The sequence below is a fragment of the Bradyrhizobium sp. WSM3983 genome (genome assembly GCF_000473045.1).
In the GTDB taxonomy this organism is placed as follows: domain Bacteria; phylum Pseudomonadota; class Alphaproteobacteria; order Rhizobiales; family Xanthobacteraceae; genus Bradyrhizobium.
In genome coordinates this window covers 69,638-89,623 of the sequence record NZ_AXAY01000009.1, presented here as the reverse complement: position 1 = coordinate 89,623, position 19,986 = coordinate 69,638, and the positions used below count along the sequence as shown (strand labels likewise).

Genomic DNA, 19,986 nt, shown 5'->3' with positions numbered 1-19,986 from the left:
GCCCATCAGCGCGATCGCGCGTATTCGCTGACCCAGTTCGCTGTCTTCGCGAGACCGCCAAAGGGATAGAAGTGCAGGCTGACCGGGCCGTGCTCGGGCCTCAGGCCAGCCGCCAGCGTGTTGATCATCTTTTCCGGGCCGGCCGTCCCGAATAGATTGGTGAGCGATATGCCGTATTTTGCCAACACGGCGCCGGACGCGGCGACGCCACACCGCGCTGCGAATCTAAGCAGAACCTTGATTCCGGCGGGACCCGGCACACCTATGCGAACCGGAGCGTCAATACCACGGGCGCGCAACTGGGAGAGCCAAGCCAGTACACGTTCGGCGTCGAACGCGAACTGGGTCACGATAAATGGCTCCATCTCCCTGCTCGCAATCTCTGAACACTTTTGCTGGAGGACGGTCCAGCATTGCTCCCCCGACATTCTGGGATTTCCTTCCGGGTGACCCCCGATTCCGATGGCGGATATTCCGCTTCGCTCGAACGCACCGGACGTGAGGAGCGCCATGCTGTCGGAATAGGGACCCTCGGGCGCCGCCGCATCGCCGGCGATGACGAAACACTGCTTCACGCGGTAGCCGGACGCCACAGAGACCAAAAAGCCTTCGAACTCGGAGGAAGACCGAATGCGGCGGGCGGAAAGGTGGGGCATCGGCTCGAAACCCAGAGCGCGCAACTCCCTGATTGCATCCAGGCGCGCTTCGAATGTCTCTCCTGCCAGAAACGTAACGGCGACCGAAGCTCCACGGGGAATGTGCGAGGCAGCCTCACGGAGAGACAAGACGTCCTTGGCCGTCATCTCCAGCGAGAAGCCATCTACGATTGTGGTGCTATTATCTGCCCAGCCTGCGTGCTTTACCGGCACAGTCACGATATTCTCCCATGGACGATAGAGGCCCGAAGGCCTCTCAGGTACAGCTGTCCCATCGCGCCGCGCGCGACCGCGGAGCCCAGACTGCAAAAAATGTGGAGTCGGCTTCAGTCCACTCGGTACGCGGTGCGAGCAAACTCGTTGAAGGGCGCTGGTTGCACGATCGCCCGGATGCGCTCGAATGCGACCGTGATGCCTGGTTCGGCCGCCGGTCCGGGGTGCTGTCCCCAGATCACCGTCACTTCGGTACCCGGCTGCGCAAATTCCTTCTTCACCAGAGCCAAGGAGTGGATGGTGTTGTCCGGGTCAATGTAGGCGCTATACTGGGACAAGCCGACCATTTCTGAGTCTTTTTCTACGCGGTCGAACGTCATGTGCATGAGAAAGCCATGATCAGCGCCAAACACGCGCTTCACGTCATCGGCATTCCACACAAGCGTTACCTTCGTTCGCGCGGCCGCATCCTTGGCCTTGAGCAGCGCTTCGCGCCCTATGAACTCGTGATTGAATGAGACCGAGCGGCCATATCCCATTTCGAAGGGAGAGCAGTAGTAGTCCCGTATGTCGGGAGAGTAGAAGCTTCCCTGCAGAGGAAATTGGCCCTCGAGAGAATAAAGTCCCACGTAGCGCCGATAATCTTCGAGGGCAGGATCCGTATAAATCCCCGGAATCGGGATCGGCACCCAGCCGCTGTCCGCCGCTGTGGTGTAATAGGCTAGGCCACCTACTTGGATGAGGCCAAACTCCTTCCCGGCTTCGAGCACGGTCTGCCTGAATGTCTCTTCATTTTCCCAGTCGCCGAAGAATTCGAAGCCGATTTGGCCCGCCATGCCGTGGCGGAGCACGGATACTGGCCGGCCGGCCACCGACAGCTCGCGAAAGCGCATGAACTTGATGTCGTCCAGTTTATTGTCGAAGAGTCTGTTCAACAGACCCATCGCGGTCGGCCCCTGGATCTGATAGCGGAAAAAGAGAGGATTGCCCTCGCGGTGGTCCGAAGCCGGATCGAATGTCAGTTGGACGTCATAGTTACCGCGCTTGGCATGATACATGACCCATTTGTGGGCTCCGCCAAGACCAGCCAGATTGAACCGCTGTTCTCCCAGACGGAACATGATCGCGTCCTGGATGAGGTACCCCTCATGTGTAACGGCAACGAGCTGCTTTGCCTGACCGACCGCGAACTTCTCGTAGTTGTTGGCGCTGACGTCCGACAAGAGGCGCAAGGCGTCCGGTCCCTCCACCACTAGATCGCACATCTGATGGCAGAGGTTGAATAGCGCCGTTCCTTCTTCCCACGACCGCTGCTCGGCGCGCCAGCCACTATATTCCGGCGGAACCACCGGGTTCGCGACGGATGGAGTATTCGGTTTCCACAGGAGCTTTACGGCGCTTCCGGCCTGGTCCAAGCCATCTTGCAAGCTGGGTGTTTTCACAGATGCCATCCTCCCCTCAGATTCGATTGTCTCATCGATTTTTGCTTGATTTCGCCCGAACCGCAGGACTGCGGAGGCCGGGCTGTCCCGCGGAAGCAGCCCTGTCCCGATCGCAATTCGGTCGAGCATTCCTAGCGCGGATGAAGAGGCTCGGACCAAAGCCGTTTTGCTTTGCCGTCAGATCGTCCGGCGATGGCCGCATATGGCGGCCATCCTGTTCAGGGATATTCGAACCCGCTCACGGGATTGGCAGGGAGGAGGAAGAAGGTCTTCGAGGCCGCTCGCCTGCATCTAGTGCTTCTGTGACCTGTCGGCTTCTTCAGCCGTCAAGCCTCTTCGCTTGAGTCTCAACCGGTCGAGTCTACTTCCCGCCGGTCCGTAGCGCGACTTTGAAGTCTCTCGAAGGGCATGTCGGACGCAGAAACCCACCGCGGCGACGTCCCGCAACACACCGCAGCGGGCAGAATCGCTCCTCGTCGCAAAGACGATTTCAGCTTCCGGTTGATACTGCTTCTCTCGCCCTGATATTCTATTTTGCGACGTGCATCGGATTGACCCGTATCCGATCGGTCTGCGCGCGGTAGCTCATATCGCGAAGATACGAAGAGCACATCCGGGGGCTCAAAAATCAAGAGTAAGATGTCCTGGAGAGAGTGTCACTCAACTCCCATCGAAGGGATAAAGCATTTTCGTCCTTTCCGGGCCAAAACGCACCATTTGAGCTACAACCGGAGAATGGGTTTCGCCCAACCTAGGATTTGTCACTCACCTCTGGTCTGATCAGCATGCGCAGCGATCTTGTCGAGCCACTCCTGGAGAAGTTGCCGCTCGCTTCCCGTCAATGCGGTTACGTCAGAGAGGACGGCTCGAAGCGTGATCGCGGCCGTTGCGGCGCTAGGCGCATTAAGAATGGGCTTTTCCGTAGTGATGGCGGCGATGATTGCCTCGCGCGCCTCGATTGATAATGCGAGATCGCGCTCGGCTTCCGGCATCGCCAGCAGGGTGAACACTGTTCCGCATCCCCCGCTTCTGACCAGATCGGCGCCCCGCTGCTCGGTCACACGTAGCCGGCCGGAAGCGGCGATCGCTCGCATCCGCTGACGGAGCATGTTGACAGCCTTAGCTGCGGCCGGCGACATCTTTCCCGGACAGGGGTTACCGTACATGATCGAAAAGATAGCGGGATTTGCCAGTCCGAAGCCGACGTGCAGGTCCCATCCTTCTCGTAGAGCATCCACGGGATCCTGCCTGGGCTCACCGAGATCCTTTTGCTTCAAATAGGCGAGAAAGCCATACTCGGCCACGGCCTCAAGCAGGCAGTCCTTATCACCGAACAAGCGATAGATGGTGGGTTGCTGAACGCCCGAGGCTGCCGCTACCGCCCGCGTCGTGAGTGACTCGCGGCCTGCATCCGCGAGTAGCTCGGCGGCACGCGCCACAATCTTCTCGCGCGTACCTGTGCCGCCCTCCCCGTTTTCCTCAACTCCGCTCACTTGGCGCACGGGGACACACTCACATTCGTATCAATGACAGCAGTATCTTGCTATCGACGATATATCAATGATACAACCTTGTTGATATCGTTGATACCCGAAAGGTGTGAAATGATCATTGTAACCGGAGCAAGCGGCCAGCTCGGCCGGGCGATCGTCGAGCAGCTCCTTTTGCGCATCCCGGCGAGCCAGCTGGGCGTGGTTGTGCGCGATCCTAAAAAGATCGTTGCCTTGACAGAGAAAGGCGTCCGGGTCCGGCGAGGCGACTTTGACGACCCAGAGAGCTTGGCGGAAGCATTTGCAGGTGCCAGCCAAGTTCTGGTGATCTCCGTCGACACCACTGGCGAAAAAGCGGTGCGCCTGCATGCTCAGGCTATCGAGGCGGCGCGAAACGCGGGCGCGCAGCGCGTCCTCTACACCAGCCACATGGGAGCACGACTGGATTCATCCTTCCCGCCGATGCCTGACCACGCCGCCACCGAGGCGCTGCTACACGGGTGCGGCCTGGCCTTCACCTCGCTGCACAATGGCTTTTACGCTGCCAACGCGCTGCGACTGATGGAGCGCGGCCTTCAAACAGGAGAACTCTATCTGCCGGAGGATGGCAAAGTTTCATGGACCACTCATGCCGACCTGGCGGAAGCGGCAGCGACCGTACTTGCGAGCGAAAGTCGGTTTGACGGCATTACGCCGCCCCTGACGGCATCTGAAGCGTTCGACTTTAACAGCCTCGCGGCGATCGCAACCGAGATCACCGGACGCCAGATCAAGCGCATCACGGTCACGGATGAGCGCTGGCGCGAAAACCTGGTCTCCCACGGAATGCCTGCCGCGCAGGCAGACCTCCTGGTGGGTCTCTTCAAAGCGGCTCGGCGCGGTGATTTTGCGACGATCAATCCGGCGCTTGAAAGCCTGCTAGGCCGCCGCCCCCAGACGATGCGCGATGTGCTCGTCGCTACCCTGAAGCCGTGACGCGCTCGGCCAAACGCGAAGAGAAATGCAATGCTAAAGCTCATCTGCGTCGAAGAGCATGCCGTCGATCCTCTGGTTGCCGAGGCTACGGGCCCGACTATGCAACAGGAAGCTCCTTACATTGCGCGTTCCAGCCGATCGTGATCACCGATTCCAGGCCATCGTGATCGCCCATTCCAGAGCATCGTGATCACCATTTCCAGTCGATCGCGATCGGGGCAACCAGGAGGAGGCGCACCGCTGACAGTCTGCAACCTGGTAGCTTGATCTTTTGCCTAACCGCAGAGGATCGAGATGCCGACCGAGAGACTGTCCATGCGCCACATTCGCGAAGTTCTACGCCTGCACTTCAGCGTCGCATGTCGCAACGCGCCGTTGCCTGCAGCCTCCGTCTGGCCCAGGGCACGGTCAGCAAATACGTCAACCGAGCCCGCCGCGCCGGCCCGACCTGGCCGTTGCCAACGGAGCTGGATGACGACGTCCAGCTCGAGAACCGCCTGTTTCCTCCGCCTTCCGATCGGCCCAGCGACGAGCGTCCGCATCCCGACTGGGCGCTCGTACATCGCGAGCTGCGGCGCCCGAACGTCACGCTGATGCTGTTGTGGGAAGAGTATTGCGACGCCAATTCCGACAGCTTCAGCTATGCGTGGTTCTGCGAACGCTACAGGGAATGGGCCGGCCGTCTCAAGCCAACCCTGCGCTTCCGCTCGTGACGCCGGCATACAAGATTTTCCCGGCGCTGCTTAATGGATCTGAGACAACGGTCGCGGAGCTGGGAAACTTCACCGCCGCTGCGAGCCGACTCAACGTCGCCCAATCCGCGCTAAGCCGGCAGATCGGCAATCTTGAGGCGGAGCTGGGCGTAAGTCTGTTTCTCAGGACAGGCAAGCGGATACAGTTGGCCCCTGCAGAATGCCGCCTCAGACCAGCAGTGCTAAAGCTTCTTATGGACGCCGATGCCTTGCGCGGCCTCCCGCTTGCCGAAGACGAATGCATTGCCGAAGACGTGGCCATAGGCGCTCACCCGTCTGACGGACAGTTCATCTTTCCTCATTTGACCCAACAGATGCGACGACTTTATCCGGGAGTGAGGGTCGACCTGGACCAGGAACTAACTTCGCCGCTGCAAGAACATCTTCTTAGAGGACGTTGGATGCCGCCGTGCTGACGTTTCCGGATACGTTGCCCGGGTTCGATCTTGCTGTTCTTTTCCGTGAGCAGATCTTTTTTCTGGCACCGAGCAACAATTGTCCATCCGATTTCCGCGACGAGTGCGACGCCGCCGATGTTATCGGGCTCCCACTCATTCTCCCGCACAGACCGCACCGCGAACGCTACGCCTACGAGCAACTCGCAAAACGTAGCGGCCAACACCTGACCGTTGTAGCAGCGGTGGATGGGATACCGCAGATGAAGCTCCTCGCGAAGCGGGGCGTTGGCTCTTTGATCCTGCCGCGGACAGCAATTGATTCAGAAATCACGGATCCCGACTGGCGCGCCATAAAGCTCCGCGACAGCTTTATCAACCGATACCTGGCGACACGGCAACGCGCCGCCGGAAAGCGAGGTGCCGGAGCCGCGCGGCACCACCTTTCCGCGTGGCAATATTTGAGGACGCGCGACACCTGCTCGGTCGTGTCGGGCAGCACCGCGACCATCGGCGCCTGCCGATAGGCGGTCAGCCCGTCGGACTCATAGACCTGCAGCTCGGCGGTGCTATCGATCACGCCCTCGCCCGGCACGATCGCCCGCAAAGCAGCCAAGATCTCGGCGCGGCGCGAGAGCACCGCCTGGTCGGCCGCCGGCATCATGATGGTGATACTAACCTATCTGCTTGTGAAGGGACGCAGGCCGGCCAGATCAGACTTGTGCTCAGTATCTCGATGGCTGCGGCGTTCATTAGTCGTCGTCAAGATCCCAGCGCGGCGCGCCTCCAAAGGACGGTCGAGCCGCTCTCCGCGGCGTCGACCCTTGCCCTTTGAAATGCAAGTCAGGCGTAATCCTGGGTGATCTGCTTGTACTCCAAGAAGTCATCCAAGGACGCAATGCCGCCGAGACGCCCCGAGCCGCTATTCTTGAAGCCTCCCTCCTCCATCTCCATCGCGAGGTTGGCCCAACTATTGATGGAGATGAGCCCAGCATCGAGCCGCCGCGACAGTCGGAGCGAACGGCTCGCGTCGCGCGTCCAAATTGAGGCTGACAAGCCGAAGGGATTGTCATTTGCGAGCGCGATGGCCTCTTCTTCCGTGTCGAATGTCTGCAGCGTCAATACGGGACCGAAAATCTCCTCTTGCACGATAGACAGAGAACTATCTGTCACCTCGAGCATGGTGGGATGATAGAACGCACCGTCCCGCAAGCTCGGCTCGACGGCTGGCCCCCCCCGTACGATGACCTTGGCCCCTGCAGCGATCGCCTGCTCGACCATCTGATCGACCCGAACGACGTTGGCGCGGTCGATCATCGGACCCATGTCGCTTGACGGATCCGACGCCGGCCCCGGTTTGGCCGCGCTAAGGCGCGCCCCTAGACGGCTAGCCACGTCCTTTGCGATCGTCTGCTGCACGAGGATACGACTCCCTGTCATGCAGAACTGACCGGCAAAAGTTGTCACCGACTTTTCGAGAATCGGAAGCGCGGCATCAATATCGGCATCCGCGAAGATGATGTTCGGCGTTTTACCTCCGAGCTCCAGCCCAACGCGCTTGAGATGGACTGCCGCGGCGCGCGCAACTTCTATGCCGATGCGAGTGCTCCCCGTGAAGTTAATGACGCGCACGACCGGAGACTGCACCAGAAGTTGTGCGCCTGCGCTGCCGGCCTCGACGAACATATTCACGAAGCCGGATGGAATGTCCTTTACCGAGTCAAATATGTGCGCCAAGAGGTCAGCGGTTTGAGCTGATTGTGCGGGAAACTTGACGACCGTGGAACAACCCGCAGCCAGCGCAGGTGCTATGGCTCGAATGGAAAGATAACTTGGTGCATTCCATGGTACTATCAGGCCCGCAACGCCGACGGGTTGGCGCAAGCACATCGCTTGCTTGCCCGGCGCGGAATCCAGAACTCGCCCGTGGGTCTGGGTCGACAAGCCCATGGTGTATCGCAGCAGGCGAATGAGGCCGGAGATCTCACGTTCAGCTTCGTATTTGAGCTTACCGTTCTCTAGACATATGATCTGACTGAGCTCGTCTCTGCGCTCGGCGAACGCTTCAGCAAGGCGGGCTAGCGCCGCTGCGCGCAGCGTCCCATCCATGCGCCAGACATCGTTCGCCTCGAACGCGGCGCGAGCTGCCTCAATTGCCGCCTTCGCGGCTTCACCACCACCGTCGAAAAAGACCCCAATGCTTTTTCCTGTGGCCGGATCGCAGCTCGACATCTGCGAGCCGATCTCACGCCACTTACCGCCGATCCAATGGCGGGCTTTACGCGAGATTGTTGCGACATTCTCCATCTTGCTTCTCCAAGTCAATTTACGCCGCGCGTTTGCGGACAACTTCGTCGAACTTCGAAGATCCTTGTCAGAGGACGCTCTTCATCACCGTCTACAGACGTCTATTGTTGAATTCGGTGCAGGTACTCGCCCACCAACAAAGACCACCGCAGTCGTCGGATCGACAACTGGCCGCGCGGTGCCGTTGATCAATGTCCTTGCCTTAGGTCATTGAGGCTGGGCAATGACCGGATTCTTGAGGACACCGATCTTTTCGATCTCGATTTCACAGACGTCGCCCGGCTTCATGAAAACAGGGGGCTTGCGTGCATTGCCGACGCCGGCAGGTGTGCCGGTCACGATCAGATCCCCCGGCTCCAATGTCATGCTGACACTCACCAGGGACACCAGGCGCGCCACGTCGAAAATCAGGTCGGACGTACTCGCATTCTGCATCGTATGGCCGTTGAGACGCGTTTCGAGGCGCAAGCCCTTGGCGCCGCGCGGCAACTCATCCTCGGTGACAAAATATGGACCAAACGCACCAGTACCATCGAAGTTCTTGCCAATGGTCCACTGCGGCGTACGCAGCTGATAATCCCTGACGGAACCATCGTTGAAGACCGAGTAGCCGGCCACGTGGTCGAGCGCATCTTCTTCCGGAATGTTACGCCCCCCCTGCCCGATGACCGCGACCATCTCCCCCTCGTAGTCGAATGCCGTCGAGACCTTCGGGCAGATCAATGGCTGGCCGTGCGCGACCAAGCTCGAATTGAACCTCGCAAAGACCGTCGGATAGTCCGGCGTCTTCATGCCGCTTTCAGCCGAGTGATCGGCATAATTCAACCCCACGCAGATGATCTTCGAGGCCCGAGAAAACGGTGGCAGGAATTCGAGCTGGCTTGAATCGATCAATTTACCAGTTGCAAGTGCCAAGGAAGCATCCCGGAAAGCTGTCGGCCCTCGCCGGACGATCTCATCAAGGGTTCCAGGAAACTTTGCATCACCCGCCGACAACGAGCGGAATGCCCCACCGTCGACCTGAACGGCAAGGCCCGTCGTCTGTTCGTCCCGGTACATCATGAACCGCATCTGGTTCTCCTCCTACGCCTGGTTGTCTGTTTCGAAGTTGCGTACAAAATCAGCAGGCGGACTCGGTCCCCACAGATAGAACGAGTCGTTGCCATGGTGATCGCTCGCGGCCCAATCTACGTCGGCCGGGATGTAATCCATGTCTGCGGAGTATTCGGAATAGCTTCCCCATGGATCGCGAATGTAGTGGAAGTAGTTCGAGCCGAGAACGTGACGGCCCATTCCCCACCCCTGATCGTATCCCTTGTTGGCCATTTGCATGGCACCGAGTCCCACGTCCTGTATTCCGCCGACGTCCCAGCTACAGTGATGAAGGCCAGGACCGTCGGAACGAGCAAGCGCAATCATATGATGATCACTACCGTGCGCACCGTGCATAAAGGCTACGTTCCCTTCGGACGAGTCCGACAAGCGAAGTCCCAGGACTCTCGTATAGAACTCGACTGCGCGCGGGACGTCGGAAGTGTATGTCGCCACATGCGCCAGTCGGCGAGGCCGTGTAGTGGGCGCTTTGCTTCGAGAAATCGTCCCACGGACTGCAGGCCCTGCGGACGGTGCGGTGAATCTCGACTTGAAGTCGGGCGAGACCTTCTCGGCCACCCGGATCTCGATCGGCAGGCCATCTAGATTTCTGAACCAGAGGCCGTTGCTTTCGAAGCCTGGAGGTGCCGGAAGGCGTTCTATGTTCATCGCGCCGAGGTGTTCACGAAAGCGCGGCAAATCGTCTTCGAACGCGCCGAACGACACATAGAGAAGCTTTTTCCTGTGACCTTCGCTCAGAACTCCCCAACAATGAGGGTGATCATTCGTATGGAGCGTGAGATGGCAGCCATTTCGCCTGACATCGAGCCCGAACGCATCGTAGAAGTTTTTTGCTTTCTCCAGGTCCGGCACGCTCATACTGAAATGATCGAGCGAGTGGACACCAAGGACGCCGGGCCGGCGACGCGCTGCAGAAAGCCCTCGTATCCCAGTCATTGCGCTCTCCTTGATGAAACTGCTCAACCCCTGAAGTCGAGCCCGCGGGCTGCGAGGCGATTGTGAACGATTGCGAGATTCGGATTGATCGTGCAGGCTGATCAGCTCGGGTTACCCTTCGTACTCAACCCCATCGGAGATGAAGTCGAGTTCGGACCTTCCGACCTTTTCCAGGCGCCTTGTAGCTTGGCGCGTCTCTCCGATCTTGAAAGTCAGCCGAACCGTCTTCAAGTTTCTGCCGCGTCTGGCGTTGCGGGATGGGTAGCTGTTGACGCCTATTCCGAACAGATGTCAGATTGATCCAAGGGATCACCATTTATTATCCTTCGGTAGACCAATGAAATTCAACCAGATGCGGGACGTTGTTGCGATTGCCGAGCGCGGGAGCTTGCGGGCGGCCGCACGGCATCTCCGACTCGCGCAACCCGCATTGACCCGAAGCGTGCACGAACTTGAGCGCGAACTGGGGGCGCCGCTGTTCGAGCGTCGCGCACGGGGAATGGCACTCACTCCGGTCGGGCAGGCATTCGTCCGCCGCGCAGCGGTCGTACTCAGCGAGGTGAAGCGTGCCCGCGACGAAGTCGAGCAGCTCAATGGTGGGACTCAAGGCCGCGTGGTCGTTGGTCTTTCGACTGCTGGTCTAGTGGCATTACTGCCGAAGGCGCTGCAGCCATTTCGGGCTCGTTATCCGAACGTGGAGCTGCACGTCATGGAGGGCTGGTATCCGACGATGGAGGCGAGCCTTAGCGACGGCTCCGTCGATTTGTACGTGGGACCCGAACCCGAGCGACCCCCGAGATCTGAGCTCGTCCAGGAAAAGCTTTTTGACAATTTTCGGATCATATTAGGAAGGAAAGGACATCCGTTGGCGCAGGCCAAGTCGCTGCGCGACCTCGTCGATGCCGAATGGGCTACCACGTCCGTTACGTTCCAAGCTGAAGAAGAGATGGGACAACTCTTTGCGCAGCACAATCTTCGAGCGCCACGGCTTGCCTTGCGTAGCCAGTCGGCGGTTACACTGATGGTCACGCTCACGAACACCGATCTGCTTGCGATGGTACCCGTGCAGTGGAGCACCTTCATGGCAACAAACAGTGCGATTGCGCCGATTCTCGTAAGAGAGACCCTGCCTGCTCCGGCGATGGTGACGGTTCGGCGAGCAGGGCTACCCCTGACACCAGCCGCCGAACATTTTCTAGATCTACTACGGCGTGCCATTCCCAAGCAACAACCAAAGCAAAAGAGCCGCTAACCACCAATCTCGTACACGTTGGCGACATCATGTTGGCCGTCAGCGCCGGAAGCGGAGACCAGTCCAGAGAACTTATTGCTTCGAATTCAGAAGTTGACTGAGAACCGAAGCAATCGTCCGCTTGGCAAGCTCGATCTTAAACGCGTTGTCTCTCAATGGCTTTGCGTCAGCAAGCTCCGCTTCAGCCGCAGCTCGAATCAATTCAACTGTTGCGGTCTCGCCACGCAACAAGCTCTCGGCCTTGAACGCGCGCCATGGCTTATGTGCGACCCCGCCGAGTGCAAGACGGACATCCTTGAATTTGTCATCTTGAACGTCGGCTGCCGCGGCAACCGAAACCAGAGCGAAGGCGTAGCTTGCACGATCCCTCACCTTGACGTACGTCGACTGTTGCGCGAACGAAAGCGCCGGCAGCTCGATTGCAACTATCAACTCGTCGTAGGCCAGCTGTGTCTCGACCTCCGGATTGTTGCCTGGCAAAAAATGAAGCTCCGTCAACGGAATTGTACGCTCTCCTCGTATTCCCTTGACATGTACGATCGCATCCAACATCGCGAGAGCAACGCACATGTCGGATGGATGTGTGGCTACGCATGAAGGAGAAGAACCCAGAATTGCATGCATACGGTTGAATCCCTCCAATGCATCGCAACCCTGTCCAGGTGTTCGTTTGTTGCAGCGCGATCCATCCTGATCATAGAAATACATGCAGCGGGTTCGCTGAAGGATATTGCCACCGACCGTGGCCATATTTCGAATTTGCGCGGAAGCGCCAGCCAGTATCGCGCGAGCGAGCGCGGGGTAGCGCATTCTCACAACGGGATCTTCCGCAACAGCGCTGTTCCGGACGGCTGCGCCGATTATCAACCCGCCGCCCGCGCTTTCCTGAATGGTTGCGGACAGACCGGTCACGTCGACGAGCGACGTCGGCCGTTCGATCGCTTCGCGCATGAGATCGACAAGGTTGGTTCCACCAGCGAGACATTTCGCTCCAACAGTGCCGTGCAGACGAATCGCGTCATCAATTGAGATGGCGCGCGAGTATTGGAATGGAGTCATCCGACTTCTCCCAAGACGCTTTCAATTGCATCGATAATGCCGTTGTGCGCTCCGCAGCGGCACAGGTTTCCGCTCATTCGTTCTCGGATTTCATCGCGTGTAATTTCGATGCGCGACGCCGAAAGGACGGGTGTGATGTTGCTCGGAGCAAACCGTTTCAACTCGCTCATCATTGCAACCGCCGAGCAGATTTGCCCTGGCGTACAGTAGCCGCATTGTAAGCCGTCGCACTCCACGAAAGCACGCTGGAGCGGGTGCAGCCCATCATCGTTGGAAAGCCCCTCGATCGTGGTGACCGCCCGCCCGGCATATTGGATCGCAAGTGCAAGGCAGGACAGGATCCGCTCGCCATCGACAAGGATCGTACAGGCGCCACAAGCCCCTTGACCACATCCTCTCTTCGTACCGGTTAGTCCGAGTTGCTCGCGCATGAAATCCAACAACGATGTTCGCGGATCGCTCGGCAATGGTGCTTCGGTTCCGTTAACGAGGATCGACATGGCAAAGCCTTATTGCGAACTAATAGTCGAGGGCTAGAAGGATCGGAGCGCAGTCCAGTCTAGTCCAACAATTTGTCCAGGGTGATCGGGAGATCATGCACCCGTTTCCCGGTCGCGTTGTAGATGGCATTCGCTACTGCGGCGCCGACCCCTGTAATGCCGATTTCCCCGATCCCGCGCGCACCGAGTGGGCTGCAGGGGTCCGGGATATCGGTCCAGATAACGTCTATGTCTGGGACGTCCAGATGGACCGGCACATGATATTCGGCGAGCGATCGGTTCATGATCCGACCGGAGCGTTCGTCGAAGAGCGTCTCTTCCGTCAAGGCAAGTCCCAAACCCATAATGATTCCGCCCTTGAATTGGCTCGTTGCTGTCTTGGGATTCAGGATACGGCCGCAATCATACGATCCGAGAATTCTCGGAATACGAATTTCACCTGTCAGGGTATTGACGCGTGCTTCACAGAAATGCGCACCCCAAGAGTGCATCGAGTATTCTTTCATTTCGAGCGGAGGAGGGGCCGCCGCTTCGCTCGCCAGGACGTCTCGTCCCGCTCTGCGCAGTATGGATACGAAACTCTCGAATATTTCGGGCTGCCCTTTCTTGGAAAGACCGCCGTTCTGAAACTCTACCTCGTCCGCCGTTAGACCGGCAAGCGGGGTGTCATTGCCCGCGATCTTTAGCAAGTCCGACGCCAGCACATCACAAGCCGCCATGATCGCGCGGGCTATCGAGACCGTCTGCGATGATCCACCTGCGATGGTGCCGTCCGGTAACGAGCTATCTCCGTATTCGAAAGTGACCATTTCAATTGGAAGGCCAAGTCGCTGCGAAATATGTTGCGCTTGAACGGTCGCAGTTCCCATACCCATTTCCTGGCTTGCCATCTGGGCGACAGCTCGACCATCGGAATAGATTTTGATCCGGGCGGCACCACCTGGCATTCGTATGTAGGGGTAGGTCGCGGTGGCCACGCCCAAGCCCACCAACCAATCACCTTCTTGGCGAGCTCGCGGGCGAGAAAGACGCCTTTGCCAACCAAACCGTTCGGCGCCTCGTCTGTAAGCCTCGACGAGGTGACGTGACGAGAATTTCAAACCCGACGTCGGATCTTTCGTCGGCTCCATACGCTCACGGAGATCGATCGGGTCGAGTTGCATGGTCTCCGCAAGTTCATCAATTGCGGATTCGACGGCGAAGGTCCCGACCGATTCGCCCGGCGCGCGCATGAACGCATTGGCGATCATGTTCATGTCGGCTACTTCTTGCACAATCTTGAACGCCTTGGCCGCGTACAGATGGCGCGTCGAATGAGTGAACGGCTCAGCCATATTGTTGTGGGCGGTCATGGCACTGACGCCGGTATGAATCAGCGCCATCAAATGGCCATCGGCGTTGGCACCCAAAGCTACACGCTGTTCGGTGACAGTCCTTCCACCGACGATCCTGAAGACTCCTTCGCGCGAGAGCACGATTCGGACGGGGCGACCAGCTAGACGGGCTGCGGCGGCGGCCAATACTTGATGATACCAGAGCCCCTTGCCTCCGAAGCCGCCACCAACATATGGGGAGATGACCCGAACCTGCCTCTCTTCTATTCCGAATACCTGAGCAAGGGTCCAGGCAGAGTGCGTTACTTTCTGTGTCGCATCATGAATCGTGAGATTATCACCGACCCATGACGCCGTCGCGGCGTGAAGCTCGATGGCATTATGGTTGTGTCGTGGAGTTCTATAAATCTGATCTACTTTGTATGGTGCTTCCTTAAGCGCGGCCTCCGCATCGCCGATTTCAACTACCGGAGGCTGGCCTATGACCATCGCCGGCGTTCGCGAGTTGGCCTTTGCTGCATCGAAGGAAGTCACCGCGGGAAGTTCGTTATAGTTGATGTGGATAAGGCTTTTGGCGTGATCCGCCTGCTCCTGCGTTTCGGCTAGCACGACCGCGACAGCCTCGCCATTCCAGTGAATCGTGGGATTTTGCATGATCGGCAGCTCACTCGGAGCAGCCGCCTTGGGCGCGCTCATCGTCGGCCTCGGGGGATGCATTCGCGGCGCGTTTTTGTAGGTCATGACGAGAACGACTCCGGGCGCCCTCTCGGCTTCGATCGTATCGATCGTCGCAATGCTCCCCCGCGCGATAGTACTGTAGAGCAGGCTTCCAAACAGCAGTCCGCTCAGCGATACGTCCGCCGCGAAGGGAGCCTTACCCTGGACCTTGAGCGGACCATCCAGACGCGAAATTGGCTGACCGACTGCTCCGTGCTTATGGGCCTCGTTATTGCACGGGCGATAGTCACGCGCGCTCGGCGACGTCTCGGGGTCAGTCTTCATGCAACATGCTCAATAACTTTCCGGCAAAGCCAGATTGGAGGTTCACTCGATCCGCCGCGATGCGTCGCGTCGGCTCGGATTTCTTGGTCCTGAATCTCAGGCCTGGCGTTCTCCCACTGAGAGAGAGGGACGGGGCAGACTAAGGGCTATGATCGCAGCCAGCATACAACTCGCGGAGAGGGCCCATAGGATAGAATGAGACTGTCCGAACCGGTCGAATGCCCAGCCTACGATTGGTGGACCAGCCATGGAACCCACGAAGAACCCGATCAGAAGACGATTGAATATCGTAGCGAAATGCGTGAGGCCATACAGGCGCCGTGCCAGATAGGCCAAGATGTCCGTTTCGGCACCAAAGGCGAGCCCAATTGCAAATGGCGGCACGTAGATCAACGCCAATGTCGGACTGCCACTGGCACTCGCCAACCACGCAATCCCCGCTGCGCCGATAGCGAACATCCCAGCGGTCACGGCTCGAGCATCGAAGCGATCGAGCAGAAAACCCGATACGACCCTGCCGACCATCATCCCGACGCTGAGGACGATGGTGATCGAAGGCAACATGCTCCAGGCCACTCCGCGATCGGAATAAATTGGAAAGATGTGCACTGACATTCCGAACATGCCCAAGGACTGAAAGAAGATCATCGCCTGAAGAAGCCAGAAACGTCGTGTGCGCATCGCTTCGCTGGGCGAGATATCACCATTGGCCGCCTTGGCCGCAGCGACTGCCGGCGCGGGAGCGGGAGGCCGACCGATGCGGGCGAGGATCAGTGCAGCGCACAGCGTAAGAGCCAGCTGGAGCAACGCGAGAGTCATATAAGCGGCTCGCCAGCCATAACCCGAGATCACTGCCACCGAAATTGGCGGCATGAGCATCGATCCAACGCTCTGTCCGACGACGGCGATTCCAAGAGCCCTGCCCAATTGGCGGTCGAACCAACCCGGCAAGACCGAGACATAGAGGCCAGTACCAGTCCCCGCCCCCGAAAGACCGGCCAGAAAACCGAGTAGAACCGCGATTGTGGGAGATCCCGACATCACCGACAGACTCATCATGACCAGCGCGAGGCAAAGGCCAGACAACACGGCGACTCGCGGGGCACCAAACCGGTCGATGAAACGACCGAGGAATGCGGACGCGAGGGCCGCGCCGAGCATCGCAAAGACGAACATCAGAGATGGAACGGTCCGCCCCCAGCCGAATTCCTTCGTCAGGGGCAAAATGAACGTGGTCGAGGTCGCTCCATAGGCGCAGGCGTAACCAACGGCCATCCCCAAAAAGACCGCGCAGATCGTACCGACTTGCCGGCCTGTGAGAGCCGTTTCAATCGTCGGCCTGGCGCCGCCCGACGAATGTCGCCCGGAAAACGAGACACGCGCCGCCACCGCGGAGCTCTCGGCTTCGGCAGCGAGACTAGATGATACGGCAAGAGAACCGGAGTCCATGTTTGTAAGCTGATTCATCGCGTCAAGAATCCCGAGAAGTCACCGCGTTGCGCAAGATCGAAAATTCCGACAAGAGCGACAGCCATGCCGTGCCCCATCCGCGACGGCGGCCTCGACCCGACATATCGTTTTAAGATCGACTTCATTTTCTCTCCCTGGCGCTGTTAAGCCCGGCTTCTCATCAAGCGGAAGCGAGGCAAGGACCGATCTTCGTCGGATTGTCTGAAGCGGTTTCGGAATGCTGCACGAAATCGACATCGACGCCAAATTGATATCGCTACCGACCATTATTGATTCGATCGATACTCCTCCCTGGGAGAGCAGTCCCAAAGACGCCTATGCCGAATGATTTCTCGACGAAGGTTATCCGGTGTCGGCGCCTACCGAAGCAACATCGAGTGACGCCTCTGAAAAAGGCGGGGAGATACGGCTAGGCATTGCCTTGAATGACGGCGCGAGGTCCTCATCAGCAAGCCTGCGACGTTTTTCGCGGCAAATGTCCAGTCCCGTGGCCAACAATACGATCGTCGCAGTTCCTGCCCCTAACATGGCCACGGAGTCCCACCCCATGGCCTTGTAGACGGCTGGCCCGACAAACGATCCTACGGCTCCTCCAGTGAACAGTATTGTCATGTAGATGCTATTGACGCGACCGCGGACGGAAGAGTCGACGGTTAGCGTGATCAACCGACCGAAGGTCTGATTTACGTGCACTGCCGCGTCGATGACGATCGCCGAGATTAGAAGGACGGCTACGGATCGTAATTGAACTGCTGCGATAGAGAGGAAAAAGGCGATTGCCATCGCAAAACAGCCTGCCAAAGTTCCGGCATACACTGACTTTGCATCAGCGAACCTGGCCGTGAGTGGCGCGGCAAAGACCCCGCCAATCCCCACCAGAGCGAACAGAGAGATCTGGTAGCTGCTCAGTTCAAGTCGCTCCGCGAGCATGACGGGAGCGACGCCCCAGAACATGCTAAACGCGCCGAACAGCAATGCCTGATAGACAGCTCTGCGCCGAACTAACGGGTATTTCGACAACAGGGTCTTCATTGATGTGAGCAGCAGTAGATAGGGCTCGTTTCGATTTGAATGCCGAACCGGCATGATGAGATAGAGCGTGGTACCGATCGCAGCCATGAAAGCAGCCGAAGCGATGAACGCGCTACGCCAGCCCAGGACACTGGCTAGAAGAAGCGAAACGGGCCGCGCCAGAGTGACGCCTGCCAGGATTCCACCCATCACGTTGCCGACCACGCGGTTTCGCGCGTCTGCCGCGACGATGTGGGAAATGAACGGGATAAGGATCTGGGCTGCGCTGCAAGACAGACCTAGCGCGAGGGAGGCGCATAGAAAAGAAACCGGCGACCGAAAGCCCACTATGGCTCCGATGGCAACAACTGCAACCGTCAAGGAGGCAAGGATAAGGCCCTTGTTCTCCAGCGTGTCGCTGAGCGGCACCACCAGGAAGAGCCCCAAACCGTAACCGACCTGTGTAATTCCCACGAACGCCCCCGCCAACTGCGGAGGTACTGACAAATCTGCGGCGATCTGGGCAATTAAGGGCTGAGCGTAGTAGAGATTGGCAACCAAGAAGCCAGCCGCGACGCCCGCCGCCACAACGACCAAGGAAGTCCGATCGTAAGCCAATGCAGTCTTCTCCTAGACTTTATCGGAGAGCGACCGCGGACTTTCCCGGAAGTCTGGCCGGGAGAATCGAACGGGCGCCAACGACTTAGTCGGGCTCAGCACCGCCGCACCGACCGACCTAAAACAACTTTACGTCGCACCCGATCAGTCGCTCGGCTGGGGCGAGCGTATTCAACGTTTGCGGCCAGCAGATTTGAAGCAGCCTCGGCACATTGACAAATTAATAATGGGCGCCATAATAATTCATCCTATTTATATTGATCTGGCTATGCTCAATCTGCGGACATTCGATTTGAATTTGCTGCGCGTTTTCGAAGCGATCAGCAGCGACCTCAGCGTCTCAAAGGCAGCCGAGAAGCTTTGCCTTTCGCAGCCTGCGGTCAGTAGTGCACTGAACCGGCTCAGGCAGCAGTTCAATGATCCGCTTTTTGTTCGAACGAAAACAGGCATGCAGCCAACGCCGAAAGCCATTCGTCTCGCACAGGCCGTCAATGATGGCTTGGCGACAATTCGGGCGGGTCTCGCATCCGGTATGGATTTTGATCCTGCGAATTCGGAACGGCGGTTTACTCTGTTGATGACCGATACGGGAGAAATCGCATTTCTTCCGCCCCTTCTCTCGATACTCGGTCGGTCCGCTCCACATATTGATCTCGTGGTCATGGAGTCGGGACTTGCGAGCTCAGAGGAAATGCTCGAGAGCGGCGCGGCGGATTTGGTCATCGGAAGAATTAAGCTGTCCGATTCCTTGTGCTCCCAATGGATACACAAGAGCGAGTTTGTCGTACTCCTCAGCCAGTCTAATCCGCGGCTACAATTCGCGGCGGATGGCGAGGCTCGCATCAGTTTTGACGATTACGTCGCGGCACCCCACATACTGGTCCAGCCAAGGGGGGCGTCACCCGATCCGATCGGTACGGCTCTCCTCGAGCGCGCAGCAAATCGGCGCATCGCCTTGTCGATACCACACACCACGGTGCTTCCCATGATTATCGGGGAGACCGAACTGATCGCCACAGTACCCAAAATCGTCGCGACGGCTCTCTGTGCATCGGGTGGGCTCCATGCCGTGCCGACGCCCTTCTCGATCGAACCAAATCACGTCTATCAATGGTGGCACAAGCGCAATTCCGAAGATTCTGGTCACCGCTGGTTGCGGAGCATATTTGCGAATGCGGGCGTTTAGCGTCACATCCGTTTCCGGCCGATTATGCGCGGTGATGTTCGCCCTCGATTCGATAGACCCAATTCCGGAAACGTCTCCTTTCGCAAAACCGACGGCCGGCACATACGGCATCCCCCGGCACCGATTTTCAACTTGGCGACACTTTGCTGCCTCATCCAACAGGATGGAACGCTGAGATCGACGCAGTCTATTCACCGGATTGATTTCGCTCGTACGAGATATGAATTTGGCTTGAGGCTCAGTATGCCTCACAACCTTTTTCGAGACGCTACTGG

At 58.5% G+C, this 19,986-nt stretch carries 16 protein-coding genes and 2 pseudogenes; 6 read left to right on the top strand and 12 right to left on the bottom strand.

The features are described from left to right. Positions 1–5: 5 nt before the first annotated feature. The 3 genes from YUA_RS0116440 to YUA_RS0116430 all read right to left on the bottom strand — a co-directional run bounded on the left by YUA_RS0116440 (position 6) and on the right by YUA_RS0116430 (position 3,813). Entirely contained in the window at positions 6–875 is an 870-nt protein-coding gene (locus YUA_RS0116440) for a methylenetetrahydrofolate reductase (protein ID WP_051383203.1), read from the bottom strand. Positions 876–982: 107 nt separating this feature from the next. Next, the gene (locus YUA_RS0116435) at positions 983–2,320 is read right to left on the bottom strand and encodes an aminomethyltransferase (protein ID WP_035971134.1); all 1,338 of its coding nucleotides are present in this window, start codon (positions 2,318–2,320) and stop codon (positions 983–985) included. Positions 2,321–3,072: 752 nt separating this feature from the next. Then, positions 3,073–3,813: a TetR/AcrR family transcriptional regulator gene (locus tag YUA_RS0116430; protein ID WP_198029430.1), complete on the bottom strand. Its 741-nt coding sequence runs from the start codon at positions 3,811–3,813 to the stop codon at positions 3,073–3,075. A gap of 102 nt (positions 3,814–3,915) precedes the next feature. Between YUA_RS0116430 and YUA_RS0116425 the strand changes: the two genes are divergently transcribed. The 4 genes and pseudogenes from YUA_RS0116425 to YUA_RS51665 all read left to right on the top strand — a co-directional run. Continuing rightward, the gene (locus tag YUA_RS0116425; protein ID WP_027531695.1) at positions 3,916–4,776 is read left to right on the top strand and encodes an SDR family oxidoreductase; all 861 of its coding nucleotides are present in this window, start codon (positions 3,916–3,918) and stop codon (positions 4,774–4,776) included. Positions 4,777–5,135: 359 nt separating this feature from the next. Next, positions 5,136–5,489, top strand: coding sequence for an IS21 family transposase (locus YUA_RS0116420; RefSeq protein ID WP_027531694.1), 354 nt, complete (start codon positions 5,136–5,138; stop codon positions 5,487–5,489). Then, positions 5,447–5,944 carry a LysR family transcriptional regulator gene (locus tag YUA_RS52555; RefSeq protein ID WP_084292632.1) on the top strand — a complete coding sequence of 166 codons (498 nt, stop codon included), beginning with the start codon at positions 5,447–5,449 and terminating at the stop codon, positions 5,942–5,944. The genes YUA_RS0116420 and YUA_RS52555 overlap by 43 nt, the downstream gene beginning before the upstream one ends. Further along, a pseudogene (locus tag YUA_RS51665) lies at positions 5,938–6,276 on the top strand (LysR substrate-binding domain-containing protein); the annotation flags it as partial. The gene YUA_RS52555 and the pseudogene YUA_RS51665, both read left to right, overlap by 7 nt. Before the next feature lie 42 nt (positions 6,277–6,318). On the opposite strand, the pseudogene YUA_RS51660 reads toward YUA_RS51665, so the two are convergent. The 4 genes and pseudogenes from YUA_RS51660 to YUA_RS0116395 all read right to left on the bottom strand — a co-directional run. Next, positions 6,319–6,596: pseudogene (locus YUA_RS51660) on the bottom strand (FAD-binding protein); the annotation flags it as partial. Positions 6,597–6,766: 170 nt separating this feature from the next. Then, positions 6,767–8,230, bottom strand: coding sequence for an aldehyde dehydrogenase family protein (locus YUA_RS0116405; RefSeq protein WP_245285182.1), 1,464 nt, complete (start codon positions 8,228–8,230; stop codon positions 6,767–6,769). 207 nt (positions 8,231–8,437) lie between these two features. Continuing rightward, positions 8,438–9,301, bottom strand: coding sequence for a fumarylacetoacetate hydrolase family protein (locus YUA_RS0116400; protein ID WP_027531691.1), 864 nt, complete (start codon positions 9,299–9,301; stop codon positions 8,438–8,440). 12 nt (positions 9,302–9,313) lie between these two features. Next, positions 9,314–10,279 (bottom strand): VOC family protein, encoded by a 966-nt coding sequence (locus YUA_RS0116395; RefSeq protein ID WP_027531690.1) that lies wholly within the window; start codon positions 10,277–10,279, stop codon positions 9,314–9,316. Between the two features lie 337 nt (positions 10,280–10,616). On the opposite strand from YUA_RS0116395, the gene YUA_RS0116390 reads away from it, so the two are divergent. After that, the gene (locus YUA_RS0116390; protein ID WP_027531689.1) at positions 10,617–11,531 is read left to right on the top strand and encodes a LysR substrate-binding domain-containing protein; all 915 of its coding nucleotides are present in this window, start codon (positions 10,617–10,619) and stop codon (positions 11,529–11,531) included. Between the two features lie 72 nt (positions 11,532–11,603). Here the strand turns inward: YUA_RS0116390 and YUA_RS0116385 are convergent, their stop codons facing one another. The 5 genes from YUA_RS0116385 to YUA_RS44100 form a co-directional block, all read right to left on the bottom strand. Beyond that, positions 11,604–12,590: a xanthine dehydrogenase family protein subunit M gene (locus tag YUA_RS0116385; RefSeq protein ID WP_027531688.1), complete on the bottom strand. Its 987-nt coding sequence runs from the start codon at positions 12,588–12,590 to the stop codon at positions 11,604–11,606. After that, positions 12,587–13,090, bottom strand: coding sequence for a (2Fe-2S)-binding protein (locus YUA_RS0116380; protein WP_027531687.1), 504 nt, complete (start codon positions 13,088–13,090; stop codon positions 12,587–12,589). Before YUA_RS0116380 ends, YUA_RS0116385 begins: the two co-directional genes overlap by 4 nt. A 59-nt stretch (positions 13,091–13,149) precedes the next feature. Next, on the bottom strand, positions 13,150–15,426 hold the full coding sequence (locus YUA_RS0116375; RefSeq protein WP_027531686.1) for a xanthine dehydrogenase family protein molybdopterin-binding subunit: 2,277 nt from the start codon (positions 15,424–15,426) through the stop codon (positions 13,150–13,152). Positions 15,427–15,522: 96 nt separating this feature from the next. Beyond that, positions 15,523–16,893: an MFS transporter gene (locus YUA_RS0116370; RefSeq protein WP_027531685.1), complete on the bottom strand. Its 1,371-nt coding sequence runs from the start codon at positions 16,891–16,893 to the stop codon at positions 15,523–15,525. Between the two features lie 345 nt (positions 16,894–17,238). After that, positions 17,239–18,525 carry an MFS transporter gene (locus tag YUA_RS44100; RefSeq protein ID WP_084292631.1) on the bottom strand — a complete coding sequence of 429 codons (1,287 nt, stop codon included), beginning with the start codon at positions 18,523–18,525 and terminating at the stop codon, positions 17,239–17,241. Between the two features lie 268 nt (positions 18,526–18,793). Between YUA_RS44100 and YUA_RS44095 the strand changes: the two genes are divergently transcribed. Continuing rightward, a complete protein-coding gene (locus YUA_RS44095) occupies positions 18,794–19,711 on the top strand; it encodes a LysR family transcriptional regulator (RefSeq protein ID WP_198029428.1) in 918 nt (305 codons plus the stop codon). The last annotated feature ends 275 nt before the right edge of the window (positions 19,712–19,986 follow it).

Bases quoted from the DNA above. Each gene is read 5' to 3' on its own strand.
- YUA_RS0116435 (WP_035971134.1), bottom strand. From the start codon at position 2,320: ATGGCATCTGTGAAAACACCCAGCTTGCAAGATGGCTTGGACCAGGCC.
- YUA_RS0116425 (WP_027531695.1), top strand. From the start codon at position 3,916: ATGATCATTGTAACCGGAGCAAGCGGCCAGCTCGGCCGGGCGATCGTC.
- YUA_RS0116420 (WP_027531694.1), top strand. From the start codon at position 5,136: ATGTCGCAACGCGCCGTTGCCTGCAGCCTCCGTCTGGCCCAGGGCACG.
- YUA_RS52555 (WP_084292632.1), top strand. From the start codon at position 5,447: ATGGGCCGGCCGTCTCAAGCCAACCCTGCGCTTCCGCTCGTGACGCCG.
- YUA_RS0116405 (WP_245285182.1), bottom strand. From the start codon at position 8,230: ATGGAGAATGTCGCAACAATCTCGCGTAAAGCCCGCCATTGGATCGGC.
- YUA_RS0116400 (WP_027531691.1), bottom strand. From the start codon at position 9,301: ATGCGGTTCATGATGTACCGGGACGAACAGACGACGGGCCTTGCCGTT.
- YUA_RS0116395 (WP_027531690.1), bottom strand. From the start codon at position 10,279: ATGACTGGGATACGAGGGCTTTCTGCAGCGCGTCGCCGGCCCGGCGTC.
- YUA_RS0116390 (WP_027531689.1), top strand. From the start codon at position 10,617: ATGAAATTCAACCAGATGCGGGACGTTGTTGCGATTGCCGAGCGCGGG.
- YUA_RS0116385 (WP_027531688.1), bottom strand. From the start codon at position 12,590: ATGACTCCATTCCAATACTCGCGCGCCATCTCAATTGATGACGCGATT.
- YUA_RS0116380 (WP_027531687.1), bottom strand. From the start codon at position 13,090: ATGTCGATCCTCGTTAACGGAACCGAAGCACCATTGCCGAGCGATCCG.
- YUA_RS0116375 (WP_027531686.1), bottom strand. From the start codon at position 15,426: ATGAAGACTGACCCCGAGACGTCGCCGAGCGCGCGTGACTATCGCCCG.
- YUA_RS0116370 (WP_027531685.1), bottom strand. From the start codon at position 16,893: ATGAATCAGCTTACAAACATGGACTCCGGTTCTCTTGCCGTATCATCT.
- YUA_RS44095 (WP_198029428.1), top strand. From the start codon at position 18,794: ATGCTCAATCTGCGGACATTCGATTTGAATTTGCTGCGCGTTTTCGAA.